Here is a 14,203-nt window from a genome sequence, read left to right on the forward strand (position 1 = left end):
TATCTTGTAAAACTTAAAGGGAAAGCAAAATATGCGTCACTTTTTAAAGAGTTATGTGTCTTTATATATAGATGGAAAAATTTGATGAGATTTGATATAATACATATAGTCAATGATAAGGTTTGAAGGATAATCTAGAGTTATCCGTTATATGATTTATTTAAACAATGGTGATTGGCAATCGAAAATAAAGAAATATTTAAATTACTTATATGAGGAGAATGTAAATGAAGAAAATCTTTTTGTGTTTTTCAAGTGGGGATAGATATACAATTGTTAATTCTGTTCTATATCATTTGAAAAAATACCATATGCCAATATGGTATGATTATCACGAATTAACTTTAGGGGACAATCGTATTAGAGGAAATTTTGATTTAGGACTTGATACATGTAATTATGCAGTAGTTATCATTTCACCAAACATGTTTAACTGCCCATGTGGTAATGACGAATTAAATGAAATAAAAACGCGTTATGAAAAAGGAACAATACAAGTTTTTCCTATATTTTATAAAGTCAAGGCCTGTGAACTTCCGGAAAAATATAATTGGTTAACATTTTTGATTTATAATGAATTATCTAATGAATCAGGTACGTTATCTACTTGTAATCAAATTGTATACAAAATCATTAAAGATGAATTAAATGGATATAGCGTGAGAAATCTCAGTAAATTTATTGCATATCCCGATAAGTACATTTCAAGTGCATTATATACATATAGACAAACAGATAAAGACAATTTCAATGCACGTTTTACCATTTTATATATGATATATCTATATCTCAACTTTAAAGGCAGTATTATTTCTGATATGCATCGTTGTATCTTAGACCGAATGTGTAAATTAACTCAGTTAAATATTGCCTTTCCACACAAAGAAATATTAATAGTAGAGACAATACTAATAATACTTTTGAATGAATATAATAAAACTAATCACTAACACAATCTTTTAATATCTCTATTACAATTTTAGAGATTTTTTCAGGATTTTTTTCTTTTTCCAAAGCAGTAAGGTACATTTCTAAATAAGGATATTCTACAATATTCTTTTTTTGTTCAGCAAAAATTTTTTCTGCGGCATATCCTGTTGCAGGAATTGCAATAATATTTTTCTTTAAGGATTTTGCTATTTTATATTCTTCAAATACTCCTTTCGAATCAATTTTTTCATCTATTTTTGAAGGGCTTTTGCCAAAAATAAAAATAGCATGCTTACATTCTTCGATCATTTTATATCTATGATTAGTCTTCTCATGCATATCCATTTTTTCAAAGAATGGACGCATTAAAAGTTTTTTTTCAATATCGTACACATCTCTTTTAGACAAATACTGAAAAGCATGTCCAGCAAGATAGTTTCCCACTTTGCGCCCCATCCCAGTTGAAATAATAAAATTATTATTATAAAGGGCATTTACTAATGAATTACACATAGCATCTGCGAAAACATCTTCATTATATGGAAGTGAATCAAAAGAACCTGAAATAAAAACTTTTCTCTCTTTTGTCTTTTCACTGATAGAATATATAATTTTAGAGATATCCTGATAATCGTCCACAAGCAACGTTTTAATATTATATCTTTTCCAAAGATCCCGAATAAAATACTTAAAATAATCCGAATTTTCATTTTTGATTATTGTATAATGTATATTACAAGCATCGGACAAACAAGCTTTGATTGATGAAAGTGCATTGAGAACAAGAGAATCTGTAAAACTATATCCTAAAAAAATGAATGATTTAGAAATCAACTCTCTTTTGAAGCATGTTAACATGAGTTGGTGCGAAAGTGAATATTGTTCTAAATCAGACTTACTCATAATCATTTCTTGCGGATTGGTAATATCACCGTTCATTTTAAAAATGTGAACACCTCCATCAGTAAAACTATTTAAATCATTATCATTATGAATTACTTTCGGAATAATATTTCTCTGTTTTAAGTTATCTTCAATGATTGTATCATAGTTTGTAGTCCATATTTCACGAAATCCAAGATCTAATATTGCATTTAAATAACCGCTGTTCGCACTCAAACAGTTTATTGTTTTTTCAAACTTATGTACTAATTCGATTTTTCCATATTCGTTCTCATAGTATTGTGCAATCATATATAAATCACTGTCTTTGTTAATAGTAAGCCCTAATTCATCAGCACAAGGTTTTAACAAATCATTCCAACTGGGTAATCCTGTACTTGAAGATAATCCAGCTGCTACAAACAGAGCTATTTCATTATTATTTATTGCCATTGCCACTTTATCAACAAAATTTTTTTCAGAAAACATAATACATCCTCCGTCTAATAGTACATTTAACAATAACGGATAACTCTAGATTATCTGCCATGTTTAAATGATTTTGGATTTGAAGGGTTAACATATAGAAGGATTTCATAGGAAGACTGTGAATACTCTAGTAACTATAGTCGATTTATAGTATTGTTTCCTGCAATGAGTAGAAGAAATCTGGGAATGTCAAAAGCGTATATAGAATTTAACAGTCAGGGAGTAGAGTAACTATGTCGAATAATTGTTCTTAATTATTATCCGTTATGGGAGATTAGGAAGAAATGCCTCAAGAATGGCTTTTGCTATCTAAATTGATCATTTTGAATTGAGAAATGATAGAAATACCAACGATGATAGAGAGGGGGTATGGAATATTAAAATAAAAAGATTCGCTTTTCGCGTCACTTTTTGTTGATTAATGTGTCTTTATATATAAAAGGGTTATAGTATTAGCCACTTAAAAAATACATGCACTCTATGAATGGAGAGAAGAGTGCATGTATAAATAAAAAACTCATGTCCTAAAAACATATCAGTTATGTCCAAAAAGATGCAAAAAATAATATGCGTGTTATAATTAAGAAAGACGAGAGGCAAGAAATTCTAATACATCCAGAATCTCTGCTTGCTTTTCAGGAGAAAACTTTTGGATGTTGATTTCTATTTTTTTGGAAATTGGAATGTTGTCATCTTTAGCATAGGTAAATACATCGCGGAGAACTTCCTGACGTGTAACCTGAAGTGCATCTGCAATCTCACAAACGAAGTCCAAAGTGAGACTAGATGATCCATTTTCGATACGGCTCATGAAACTAGAAGAAATATGAAGTGTTTCAGCAAGTTTGGCTTGTGTAATGCCTTGAGATTTTCGTATTGTTTTGATTCGTTCTCCTGTTTTCATGATGAATCGTTCTCCTTTCGATAAATATATTGTACCAATAGTGATAGAAAAAATGAATTTACATATACGCAACATATTTACATATGGTAAATATAACTGTACTATAAAAGAAAAGGAGGTACAGTTGAATGTATAATGAAGTTGAAGTAAAGGCGATTTTAATTGCAGTACATAATATTGAAAATGTCGGGTTAAATAGTAAGAAAGTGCTGCTAAATAGTATCGAGTGGCTTAGATGCCAGTATGAGATTACGCAGGATGAATCTTTTTTAATAAAAGCTGTTTGGCATATCTATGCTTATTTGGAATTGGGGTATCCATACGAAAACGGTGAACTTGAATTTAACAGAGTTTTAAATTACTTACAGTTAGATATAAATGATGTATTTTCTAAAAAAGAATGGATATATAAAAAAGTAGCATTGAAAAAATCAAATATAAATCAAATATTAGGAAGATGGCATCCATATTTTCAATCTATGAAGATTGAAGCAGCAATTCTTGATATTATAGATAGGGTGGAAAACAAAAAAATAGGGAGTTTTACATACCATTGTGGAAAAATGCTGGAGCAGAAGGATGATAAAGCATTGTGGGAGAAAACGTTTGTCTTACGTGTTACAGAAGATGAGGCTGTCCTTCAAGATGTGAATAAGAGCAAATATTATACATTTGATGAGGTGTGCAGATGATTAAAATAGCAACAATTGAGGATGAAGAAAATATAAGACAAGAAATAGTTCGGTATATAAAAAAAGGGATCGGTAGTATCGAAGGAGTCGAAGTTGATGTATACGAATCAGCAGAGCGCTATTTGCTTGCTGGAGAAAGATATGATTTGGTTATTTCGGATATAGAACTTCCAGGAATCAGTGGTCTGGAATTAGGAAAAAGAATAAAAGGGAGCAATTCAGATGTGTACCTCGTATTTCTAACATCACATTCTGAGTTTGCGTCAGAGAGCTATATTATAGAAGCATATCAGTATATTTTAAAAAAGGATATAGAAGAGAGACTATCACCATTGGTTGAAAAAGCAGTTCGTGAAATAAAAAAAGGCTATGAAGAATATCGGTGGGTTGGCACTAGTCAAAATAAGATTAAGATAGCGTATAAAGATATTGTGTGCATCCAGAAGATTAAAGGTTCAAAGTATGCAGAGTATATTACGGAAAATGGAAAGTATATGGAACGATTATCCATGAATCAGATTCTTGAGCAAATACACAGCAATGCATTTGTAGTAGCTGATCGAGGTCATACGGTGAATGTAAATCATATTGTCAGAGTACGGGGAAATGTGATTCAGATGGATAACGGTGAAGAAATTACAGTTAGCCGGGTACAGAGTTCACAGGTGAAAGAAAAAATTACAGCGTATTGGAGATCATTAAGATGAATCAAATCATTCTTTCAGGAATACAGATTACAATATCTATATGGGAAATGTGGATGTGTTATGAAATTTTATACATGACGGTATTAGATAAAAAATACGCTAACAAAATGGAGACCATTATCCGATGGGCGAACATATTTGTTGTAGGAAGCTTGTTGGGAATTAATAGATTAATTACTTTTTTTTCCAGAACAATGCTTGGGCTTGTACTTATTTTAACTATCATGTGTATATATGGGATAAAGAGAAAGAAAGTAGTGTTAAGTGCAGGAATAGTATTTGTTTATTTTGAATTTATTGCAATTCTGGATTTTATTTTAGCATTTATAAGTATGGAGTTTATAAAAGAGCAATTTGAGCATGATATATATATATATGCTTTGACGTGGCAGAAAGTGCTTATATATTTTTTAACAAGAGGGATTATTCTATTAGGTATTGTGAATATAAAAAAAAGAGAAGATAGCATACGCAGTATGATAGAACAATGCTGTGGAATTATAGTTATAACAGGGGCTTTGCTATGTGCGGTACTTTTCAAATATCAGTTATGGTTAGATGAAATGGCAAATGGGAGTAAACCTATTCGGGGAATCAATGCAAGTGTGAATCTATCAGCTATAAGTTTACTTATTGTTCTAAGCGGTATGTTTATAATCAAATATCAGGTGGTGAAACAAGAAAAAACGACACTTATATTGAGAGATCAGTTATTGGAAGAAAGATATGCGGAGATGCTGAAAAGCCGACAAATGATTCATGACATGAAAAATCATTTACTAGTGCTTCGAAATATGGAGAGAGCAAATCAGTGGGATAAATTACACGATTATCTGGAAGAAATAAGCAAAGATATCCTTGATGATTCAACAAAGATTTGGACAGGAAATAATATGATGGATTTGATTTTAAATTCTAAAAAAAAGCAAGCAGATTCCGAAGGAATTGCTTTTAACATTGATAGCAACATGATTGAAGATATTCCGTTTAAGGATGGGGAGACGATTTCACTTTTGGGTAATCTGCTGGATAATGCAATAGAAGCCTGTGAGAGAATGAAATCTGCAGAAAAATGGGTAACTGTAAGAATTAACAGAAGGTATTGTTTGTTTTATATAGAGATAGAAAATAGTATTGAAGAACACCCAAAAGCGAATGGGCAGTTACTTGTTTCAACTAAGATGGACAAGAGAATACATGGATATGGATTGAAGAATGTGCATCAAATTGTGGACAAATATGATGGTACATATTCTTATCAGATTAAAGAAAACAGTTTTTTTACAAGTATTTCTTTTTTTGATAATGAGAATGTTTCATAAATAAAACGAAAGGGGGAAATACTATGGAACAAAAGGAAGAAATGAATTGTGGTGGCAATTTGTGTGAAGAAATGTTGGAGATGGACAAATTGCTAAGAGCAAGTGACAGTGAAGAGATGATGGGGGGTACACATACAATTGGGTGTGCAGCGCTTTTGACAATTTATTGTTGTTAACATGTAAAAAAACAGATGTGATAGTTATATTAGCGCATCTGTTTTTTTTATATCAATATTTCCAAAGGAGAGTAAATATTATGTATAAGCAGGAATCTTATTTATCTGAACATATACATGTGCAGAAAGGTGTTTTTTTTAAACCATTTTATAATGTATTAGTTGATTACGGAGTGAAAGAATTAAAGAGTATTTTGACAGATATGCGAGAGATATTTACAGAAAATATCTATGCGGATTTTGCACAGTATCTGGCGGAACAATTACAAGAAATTTGTATGAGAACATTAATTGTGGAAATGCATATATGTAAATCGGCAGGGAAACTGAAAGGAGAAAATAACAGAGAAGAATATGACTATTACTGTAATAAAATTGTAGGAAAAATGGTAAATATTAAGAAAATGTTTGGAAAGTATCCGGTATTGCGTCAATGTGTTGAAAAAAGAATTACATATAGCATTAACTTTTATAAAGAAATACTAGAACATTTTTCAAAACATAGAGCAGCAATTAGTGATCAGTTATGTGGAGCGAATAGTTCTTTAAAGATTGTCAGTATTGAAAGTAAGCATTCAGATGTGCATAGGGGAGGAAGGCATGTTGTTAAAGTGCGCTTAAATGATGGAAGTGGGATATTATATAAACCACACTCAATGGAAAATGAGCAGCAATTTGGTGAATTACTTCTCTGGATGAGTCGAGGATTAAAAATAGATCAATTGGATTATAAATTTTTATCTTATGAAGATCATAGCTGGTGTTCAATTGTGGAATATAAAAGCTGTAAAACTGAAGATGGGATAAAAAAGTACTATAAACGTATAGGTGTCCAATTATTTCTGGCATATTTTTTGGGAACACACGATTTGCATTGTGAAAATATCATTGCATCAGGAGAATATCCTGTACTTATTGATCTAGAAACCATAGTTAATGTCCAACCGTCAAAAGAAAGAATCACTGCTGATGCAGAAGTGAAGTATCAATTGGCTCATTCGGTTTTATTTACTGGTTTGTTGCCTATTTATACATGGAATAAAGATGGATATGGAATTGATAATAGTGGAATCAGCGGTGGCACTGGAAACTATTATCCTTTTAAAATACCGATTGTCTCTAAAGCAGAAACCTCAGATATGCATATTAGTTATGATTATCCAAAAGCAACAAAAAAACAAAATTTAGTTATGTTGCAGAATAGATTTCCAGCTCCAGTCAAATATGAAGAGAAATTTTTAGAAGGCTTCTCGTTGGCTTATCAGTATGTGTTGTGGCATAAGGAAGAATTTAAAAAGAAGATAGAAAAATTAAGTTTTTTAAAAAGTCGTATGCTGGTTGCAGATACCCAACGATATAGTATGATTTTGTCCAGTTCTTACCATCCGTCTTTGCTGATGGATGAAAATGAACGTGAAGCTTTCTTTATATCCATGTTAAAAGGAAGAAGTGAATCGGAAGATAGAATTGCAAAAGATGAGATGAATTGTCTTTCACATGGTGATATCCCGTACTATGAATATCATTTAAATGATAAAAAATTGTATTCGGGGATGGGCGATGAACTTGGAGAGTATTTTGAGGAAGCTCCTATTAATAGTTTGTTAAAGAAAATAGATGATTTAAATGAAGCTGATATGAAGAAACAGCAGCGATATATACAAACAGCATTAGAATTAATGCCAAGTTCGCGGGAAAAATATGAAAATGGAACGTATTATGTGGGTGAAAATTCGATATCATCATCCACCAAGGAGACTAAAAATAAATATAACAGGCAGATAGAGCATCTTATAGATCGTGTGGTAGAAGAGGCTGTCTGGAATCAAGAAAGAACAGAAGTAAATTGGTGTCAGACAAAGCTTTCTACAGAAAAACAGATGACATGGAATATAGGAGCTATGGGAATGTACTTATATAGTGGATTGTCAGGCATGTTACTCCTCTTTCATGAGTTAAAGCAGTTTTCATGTTCTGAAAAAGTTGAGAACATTTTTAATGCATTGCAGAAAATGCTTTTTAGATACTCGGAAGCAGGTACGAAATCCATTAATAACTTACAATCGGATGCAACGGGAGCATATGATGGGGAAAGCTCTATTGTGTATGTATATTTAATACTATATGAGAAAAGTAAGGATATTCGTTATCTGAATTATGCGGAACAACATGCACAGATTGTGGAAAAATTAATTGATCGGGATAAGCGGTATGATATGCTCTCAGGAAATGCCGGGGCAGCATATGTATTATTAAAATTGTACAAGCATACAGGTAATAGTCAGTACCTATATATAGCGGAACAAGCAATAGAAATATTGCAAAAAAATAGTGAAAAACAACAGAAAGGAATAGGATGGCGAATAGTAGATGATCTACCGCCAATGTCAGGAATGGCACATGGGAATGCAGGGATACTTATGCCGGTGGTTGAGCTGTGGAAAGAAACCGGAAAAAAGAAATACAAAGAAATGGCAGAAGAAATATGGCAATATGAAGAATCACTATATGATGTAAACATCCAGAACTGGTTAGATGTGAGATGTGGTAGTTCAGATGAAGAACAGATTGGAGCAGTGGCATGGTGCCATGGAGCAGGAGGCATATTGATTTCAAGAATATATTGTAATGCACTAGTGGATGATGAGATGTGGAAGAAGAGATTCGAAAAAGATATTTCCAGAGCATATGAAAAATTAAAAAGGTATTGGAAAAGAGACAGTTGGAGTTTGTGTCATGGTATTTGTGGTAATCTATGGATATTAAATCAAATAGATGAATTTACGGACATTAATATTAACGAATGTATAAAGCTGTTGCCACAAGAAATATTGAATCCGGGATTCATGAATGGATATGGAGGAATGATATATTATTATTTGATATATAGAGATTGAAAAAAGTCATGGTCAAAAAACACACAGTTATGGTCAAGTGATTGAAAAGTATATGACAAAATACTATGATGTAAAAAAGATGTAAGAAAAGAGGGAAGTTGAATGAAAAAAATTATTATTATTTCTTTATTTACTATATCATTAGGACTTGTGTGTGGATATTTGTTAGGTAGAAAATCCGCTGTAAAGGAAATAGAAGAAGAAAAAATATATGTTAATTATGGAGATGATTTTACGAAATTAGAAGTATCTAACTCAAAAGGAACAAGTGTGAGCCTTAAAGCAAATGAGAATAAGAGGTTATTAGTATTATATTTAGATAGCATGTGTGGCGCATGTTATAGACAACTAGAAGTAGTGGAAAGAATGAGTAAAATTTATGAAGATCAAATTGATGTAGTTGTCTTATGGGGCGGCGGAATGCCTAAAGAAAAATATGAAAAATTGGGAATAAATGAAGCACAGATATATTCATTAGAAGAAAAGCTTGCATTAAGTGATAGCCCGGCCGGATTTATTATAGATTCAAATGGAAAAGTGGTATTTACTACTACAGATATGAAAAAAATTAATAAAAAAATACTATCATTAAATGGTATCGATAGGGGTAAAATAGTGAAAAAATCCAATCAGTATCTAAAAACATTTTTTTCAAAAACGTCTGAAAAACAATCTATGATTTATTTTGCGATGGAAGGATGTAAAGATTGTAAAGCTGCCGATAAAGTGATTGATGAAGAAGTATATGATAGATTTGAAATTAAAAAACTTTATGAAGAAGCAGCATATGGCTCAGAAGAATTAGTTGATATAAACAGTTTGTTTGCACAAATATATAATATAGATTGGTATCCAAGTTTTTTGATTTTAGATGAAAATGAAAAGATTATTGGAAATACCCCGGTAGACAAATTGAAAGAAGTTATGTTAAGTGAATAATAGTTAGGCTACTTTAAAGTAGAGATACTTTGTAAATATACCATAAAAGCAAAGGAGGTAAACACTATGAAGAAAAAAGTAGTAGCAACAATGTTTGCAATGTTATTGCTTGTAAACGGAATGACCGTATTTGCGGCGAGCGGAGAGGGAGCAATACAGCCAATGGATAATTGTACATCTTGGGTATTCCATCAAACAAGTACATCTTGTACAGATCCATTATGTGGTCCTGGTGCAATTTTGCATACAAAATATCTGAAAGGTTATCGGGATCGAACTTGCAATTCTACAGGATATGAGAAACAGCCGTATACAAAAATAAAGCCGGGTTGCTGTTAAATGACTATGGAATGTCTTAGGACATTCCATAAATTGATTATTGATCTTTTGTTATCCAAAAGAATATATGAGGTGGCGAGATTATGAAAAAAATATTAGTTATTTGTATGTTAATTCTAAGTGTGAATATGATGGGATGCAGTTCTGAAAAAAAGATAGAAAAAGAATATAAGAGTTTGGTAGAAGATACAAAAAAAGATTTATTTCCCGTTTTAATGCTTGAGGATGGAGGAAGTGAAATAAAATATGATAATGATTTATTGTCCGACAATAATAAAGACTATGAAAAAATAGCTTGGACGATAAAGGATATAGAGATAATTTCACCAGCCGGAATTTTGTGCAGGGAAAAAGATCTGTTAGTCGTAGATAAGGATAGCAGCCAAATAGTATGTTCAGATTATGAGGGTAATATGTTGAAATGTATAGGTACTATGGGTAATGGTAAAGTAGAGTTTATGAACCCTACAGGAATAGCGGCTTTTGGAAATATGATTTATATAATAGATTCAGGAAACAAAAGAGTTCAGGTTTTAGATGAAAATTTTCAATTTGTGAAAGAAATTAAAACTGAAAATGAGAGTGATCCCTCTATTGTTTATGAAAATATTGCAGTAGAATCTGAAGATACTATTTATTTGTGTGGAGATTCACTAACTTCAAGAAGTATTGATAAATGGAAGAATGGGGAAATGGTGAGGATCGAGGAAAACTATTATGGTTCACTTTATGGCAGGGACGGAAAAATATATGCTGTAAATAGAGGAAATATCGCGGTTGATCCTAATGAAAAGATTATGACTGTAATTGCTGGTAAAAACAATTTGTTTCAGATAAAAAAAGATAAAATGTATCCATTATGTGAATTACCAGAAGGGTTGGTTATAAATGCATTTGTTGTAACAGAAGATAGTATAGTATTGAATTCTAATAAGTTGTTAAAAGTATATATATTTGGCAAGGATGGAGAATACGAAAAGCAAGTCGCAAAGTTTGATGAATGGAAACAGAAAGCGGATCTTAGAAATTATCTGGCTGTTCAGGGAGAAGAAGCAGTTTGGATAAGTAATCCATCTACAGGTGAAATATTTTGTATGAGAAAAAAGTAGGATGATTGATATGAAAAGTGGTCATTATATCGAGATGTTATGGAAAAGGAAAATTATAATTATATCATTTTATCTTTCACTATTGCTTCCTGCATATTGTCTTTCTAATGCAAGGTGTTTTTATGAACAGTTAAAAAATGTATATTCACAAGATTTAGAACAAGGAAAGGGATTATTATATTATGGAGAAACTATCAGTTTGCAACAACGAAAAGAGATAGAACAGATAGAGACTGATAATGTTGCCTATGAATTCCGTCGGGATGAGATTATTCCGGGTATTTCTGTTGAGAAAGATACTACAATAAAAGGATGTGGAGGAGCAATATTTTCTTTTTATGGGAAAAGCATGCTGAAAGGAAGATTTTTTAATGCTAACGAATTATTTGAAGGAAAACCGGTTTGTGTTATTTCGGACAGTGTTGCTAATGCTGCATCATTAGAAATAAATGATAAAATCAGAATGTATCAAACAAGTTTTCGGATTATAGGTATAAGTCGGGAATTTGGGAGAAACATAATGTATGTGCCTTATGAAATGTATCCGTTGATTTATCCTGATCAATTTATGCAGCAGGAGATTCTCATTAACGAAAACATTGATGCGAAAGTAAAAGAACAGATTAGTGTGAGATTTCAGGAGATTTTAAAAGGAAAGGAAGTAACGGAACGGAATCTGACGGAAGGGAAAAAAGAAAGCAGATTATTTGTGAAAAAAATGATCTGGTCAAGAGTGGCAGGCGGTATAGGGGTATCTGTATTCTCGATAATAAATATATTCGTTTTGTTATTAGGTATGATGAACCGGAAAAAAGAACAATATGCGATAAGGAGAGCTGTAGGCGCAAAAAAGGTGGATGTATATTTTCTGTTTATGAAAGAATGTATTCATGATATGTGTATGGCTATGGTCTTATTAATTGTTACATTTCAAAGTATTATAAAATACATGAATCTTGCACAGGAGATTACGTATGATCTTGTCAGTATACTGGGAATTGCAGGAATTTCTGTTGCGTTTTGTTTTATTCTAAGTATTTTACTTACACACAACTTTATGAAACAACCTATATATTTGTTACTACAAAAAGAAGGTGAGTAATATTGAAATATATATTTTTTAAAGTACTAAAGAAATATCAGTATCATTTAGGAATTTACTTACTTCTGTTGTTGGAAATATGCATAGGAGTTGTATTTATTACGCTTGCATTAAATTACTATTTTTTTGGACAGCAGGAGAAGCAAAAAATTGAATCGGAATTACAACGAAAAGAAGTGGTTTTACAGGCAGAACCCAAAGAAAATATATCGACTCCTTTTGAAATGGATGAAGAGGATGTCTTGGAGTTGGACAGACTGGTTGGAAATAAAATCGAATGTATAACAATCATACATAAAGTTGTATTTTCTGGAAATAAGGCGCATGAAAATGACTACATATTTACTAATCATGCATCTCAATATGATAAGAAAACGTATAAAGTGTTTCCGATGGAAGAATTATTTAAATCAGAAGAAGGAGAATGTGTTTATTCAGGTGTTTTGATTGGTAAAGATGTTGCTTCTCAAGAAATGATAGAAAAGATTTTGAATTACTTGCAAGATAAATATGAACAAGCTTATAGTTTTTATTTTATCAATGAATCTTTTCAAAAACAGTATACGGTAGAGTATCTAGCGATGGTGCCGGGATATTTTGGAAAAGTTGCAATGATTTTAATGTTTGTGATGACAATAGGGTTTACTGGTGTTATGCAATTGTTTTTTTATAAGAGGAAAAAAGAACTTGCAATATGTGCTGCATGTGGAGCAAAATTGCGAGATCTTGAAAAGGAAATCATAATAGAAATTTCGGGAATATGCATTGTAGGTGGTTTGGCTGGTATGCTTATTGGAAATGTAATAACAAAAACTGTGGATTTTGGTCTGCCAGTGCAGGTGAGTATAAAAATGCTGGTAAGTATTATATTAGCTTTATTTTCACTTATCTTGTTTTTAAGTAGTTTATTAATTGTTAAAATCCGAAACAATACAATTTACAGTTTGCTGGTACAGACAGAAAAGTAGAGGGGTAGAATGATTAAATTATCAGATATATGTAAGACGTACATAAATAAAGAAAATTCACATGATGTATTGCATCATGTGAATTTAGAAATACAAGATGGAGAGTTTGTGATTATCTCCGGAACATCAGGATCTGGAAAAACTACACTACTTAATATTTTAGGATTAATTGATAGAGCGACAGGAGGTAACTACATTTTAAATGGGGAAAACATTACAGATATGAATGATAATGCACATGCGGAGCTTAGAAATAAGATGTTTGGATATGTATTTCAATCATTTTATTTGATAGATGAATTAAATATTGTGGAAAATGTGTGTGTTCCGGCAGGATATGCTGGTGAACGGAAAAAAGAAAGAAATAAACGTGCAGAAGAGTTACTTAAAGTAGTGGGATTAGGTGATAAGGTTCATAGCAGGCCGTCGCAATTATCTGGTGGAGAGAAACAAAGAGTAGCTATTGCCAGAGCATTAATAAACAATCCCAAAATAATTCTTGCTGATGAGCCAACAGGAAATTTAGACTCAAATAATAGTAGAATTGTTATGGAATTATTGAAAAAGAAGTATATAGAAGGAAAAACTATAATTATGGTTACCCATGATCCCTCGTTGGAAATATATGCCACAAAAATCATTCATATAGTAGATGGGAAAATAGAAGAAATAAAGGTAAATAACACTCATCTTCATGAATAGAATCAAATATTTTGATAATATAAAAAGTGATGGCCTAAAATCGCA

The 14,203-nt window shown here is 31.6% G+C and carries 14 protein-coding genes; 12 read left to right on the forward strand and 2 right to left on the reverse strand.

Translation table 11 applies throughout. The features are described 5' to 3' along the window. The first annotated feature begins 227 nt into the window (after positions 1–227). Positions 228–950: a toll/interleukin-1 receptor domain-containing protein gene (locus ACQRBH_RS14720; RefSeq protein ID WP_154567923.1), complete on the forward strand. Its 723-nt coding sequence runs from the start codon at positions 228–230 to the stop codon at positions 948–950. Here the strand turns inward: ACQRBH_RS14720 and ACQRBH_RS14725 are convergent. Both ACQRBH_RS14725 and ACQRBH_RS14730 read right to left on the reverse strand, forming a co-directional pair. Beyond that, positions 940–2,301, reverse strand: a complete 1,362-nt coding sequence (locus ACQRBH_RS14725; RefSeq protein ID WP_427743393.1) for an SIR2 family protein — start codon at positions 2,299–2,301, stop codon at positions 940–942. The two genes, ACQRBH_RS14720 and ACQRBH_RS14725, sit on opposite strands and share 11 nt — an antisense overlap. A gap of 580 nt (positions 2,302–2,881) precedes the next feature. Beyond that, entirely contained in the window at positions 2,882–3,205 is a 324-nt protein-coding gene (locus ACQRBH_RS14730; RefSeq protein WP_195761414.1) for a helix-turn-helix domain-containing protein, read from the reverse strand. Positions 3,206–3,333: 128 nt separating this feature from the next. Here ACQRBH_RS14730 and ACQRBH_RS14735 point away from each other — a divergent pair, with 128 nt between their 5' ends. The 11 genes from ACQRBH_RS14735 to ACQRBH_RS14785 all read left to right on the forward strand — a co-directional run bounded on the left by ACQRBH_RS14735 (position 3,334) and on the right by ACQRBH_RS14785 (position 14,158). Next, on the forward strand, positions 3,334–3,897 hold the full coding sequence (locus ACQRBH_RS14735; protein ID WP_154322963.1) for a hypothetical protein: 564 nt from the start codon (positions 3,334–3,336) through the stop codon (positions 3,895–3,897). Continuing rightward, entirely contained in the window at positions 3,894–4,604 is a 711-nt protein-coding gene (locus tag ACQRBH_RS14740; RefSeq protein WP_154322962.1) for a LytR/AlgR family response regulator transcription factor, read from the forward strand. The genes ACQRBH_RS14735 and ACQRBH_RS14740 overlap by 4 nt, the downstream gene beginning before the upstream one ends. Next, complete coding sequence (locus ACQRBH_RS14745) at positions 4,601–5,926, forward strand: sensor histidine kinase (protein WP_154322961.1); 1,326 nt, start codon at positions 4,601–4,603, stop codon at positions 5,924–5,926. The genes ACQRBH_RS14740 and ACQRBH_RS14745 overlap by 4 nt, the downstream gene beginning before the upstream one ends. Positions 5,927–5,949: 23 nt before the next feature. After that, complete coding sequence (locus ACQRBH_RS14750) at positions 5,950–6,102, forward strand: hypothetical protein (RefSeq protein ID WP_154322960.1); 153 nt, start codon at positions 5,950–5,952, stop codon at positions 6,100–6,102. A gap of 80 nt (positions 6,103–6,182) precedes the next feature. After that, a complete protein-coding gene (gene lanM, locus ACQRBH_RS14755; RefSeq protein WP_347375985.1) occupies positions 6,183–8,999 on the forward strand; it encodes a type 2 lanthipeptide synthetase LanM in 2,817 nt (938 codons plus the stop codon). Between the two features lie 102 nt (positions 9,000–9,101). Continuing rightward, the gene (locus ACQRBH_RS14760; protein WP_347375986.1) at positions 9,102–9,938 is read left to right on the forward strand and encodes a hypothetical protein; all 837 of its coding nucleotides are present in this window, start codon (positions 9,102–9,104) and stop codon (positions 9,936–9,938) included. A gap of 66 nt (positions 9,939–10,004) precedes the next feature. Then, a complete protein-coding gene (locus tag ACQRBH_RS14765) occupies positions 10,005–10,277 on the forward strand; it encodes a hypothetical protein (protein WP_154322955.1) in 273 nt (90 codons plus the stop codon). Positions 10,278–10,360: 83 nt separating this feature from the next. Beyond that, positions 10,361–11,386 carry a 6-bladed beta-propeller gene (locus tag ACQRBH_RS14770; RefSeq protein WP_195761412.1) on the forward strand — a complete coding sequence of 342 codons (1,026 nt, stop codon included), beginning with the start codon at positions 10,361–10,363 and terminating at the stop codon, positions 11,384–11,386. 34 nt (positions 11,387–11,420) lie between these two features. Then, complete coding sequence (locus tag ACQRBH_RS14775) at positions 11,421–12,488, forward strand: ABC transporter permease (protein WP_427762280.1); 1,068 nt, start codon at positions 11,421–11,423, stop codon at positions 12,486–12,488. A gap of 2 nt (positions 12,489–12,490) precedes the next feature. Beyond that, on the forward strand, positions 12,491–13,456 hold the full coding sequence (locus tag ACQRBH_RS14780; protein WP_154322951.1) for an FtsX-like permease family protein: 966 nt from the start codon (positions 12,491–12,493) through the stop codon (positions 13,454–13,456). A gap of 9 nt (positions 13,457–13,465) precedes the next feature. Further along, the gene (locus ACQRBH_RS14785) at positions 13,466–14,158 is read left to right on the forward strand and encodes an ABC transporter ATP-binding protein (RefSeq protein WP_154322950.1); all 693 of its coding nucleotides are present in this window, start codon (positions 13,466–13,468) and stop codon (positions 14,156–14,158) included. Positions 14,159–14,203: the final 45 nt, after the last annotated feature.

Origin of the sequence: Bariatricus sp. SGI.161, assembly GCF_050313695.1 — a bacterium.
In the GTDB taxonomy this organism is placed as follows: domain Bacteria; phylum Bacillota; class Clostridia; order Lachnospirales; family Lachnospiraceae; genus JAFBIX01.

Coding starts and splice junctions, on each gene's coding strand:
- ACQRBH_RS14750 (WP_154322960.1), top strand. CDS start 5,950: ATGGAACAAAAGGAAGAAATGAATTGTGGTGGCAATTTGTGTGAAGAA.
- ACQRBH_RS14760 (WP_347375986.1), top strand. CDS start 9,102: ATGAAAAAAATTATTATTATTTCTTTATTTACTATATCATTAGGACTT.
- ACQRBH_RS14770 (WP_195761412.1), top strand. CDS start 10,361: ATGAAAAAAATATTAGTTATTTGTATGTTAATTCTAAGTGTGAATATG.
- ACQRBH_RS14740 (WP_154322962.1), top strand. CDS start 3,894: ATGATTAAAATAGCAACAATTGAGGATGAAGAAAATATAAGACAAGAA.
- ACQRBH_RS14745 (WP_154322961.1), top strand. CDS start 4,601: ATGAATCAAATCATTCTTTCAGGAATACAGATTACAATATCTATATGG.
- ACQRBH_RS14730 (WP_195761414.1), bottom strand. CDS start 3,205: ATGAAAACAGGAGAACGAATCAAAACAATACGAAAATCTCAAGGCATT.
- ACQRBH_RS14725 (WP_427743393.1), bottom strand. CDS start 2,301: ATGTTTTCTGAAAAAAATTTTGTTGATAAAGTGGCAATGGCAATAAAT.
- ACQRBH_RS14775 (WP_427762280.1), top strand. CDS start 11,421: ATGTTATGGAAAAGGAAAATTATAATTATATCATTTTATCTTTCACTA.
- ACQRBH_RS14735 (WP_154322963.1), top strand. CDS start 3,334: ATGTATAATGAAGTTGAAGTAAAGGCGATTTTAATTGCAGTACATAAT.
- ACQRBH_RS14785 (WP_154322950.1), top strand. CDS start 13,466: ATGATTAAATTATCAGATATATGTAAGACGTACATAAATAAAGAAAAT.
- ACQRBH_RS14720 (WP_154567923.1), top strand. CDS start 228: ATGAAGAAAATCTTTTTGTGTTTTTCAAGTGGGGATAGATATACAATT.
- lanM (WP_347375985.1), top strand. CDS start 6,183: ATGTATAAGCAGGAATCTTATTTATCTGAACATATACATGTGCAGAAA.
- ACQRBH_RS14765 (WP_154322955.1), top strand. CDS start 10,005: ATGAAGAAAAAAGTAGTAGCAACAATGTTTGCAATGTTATTGCTTGTA.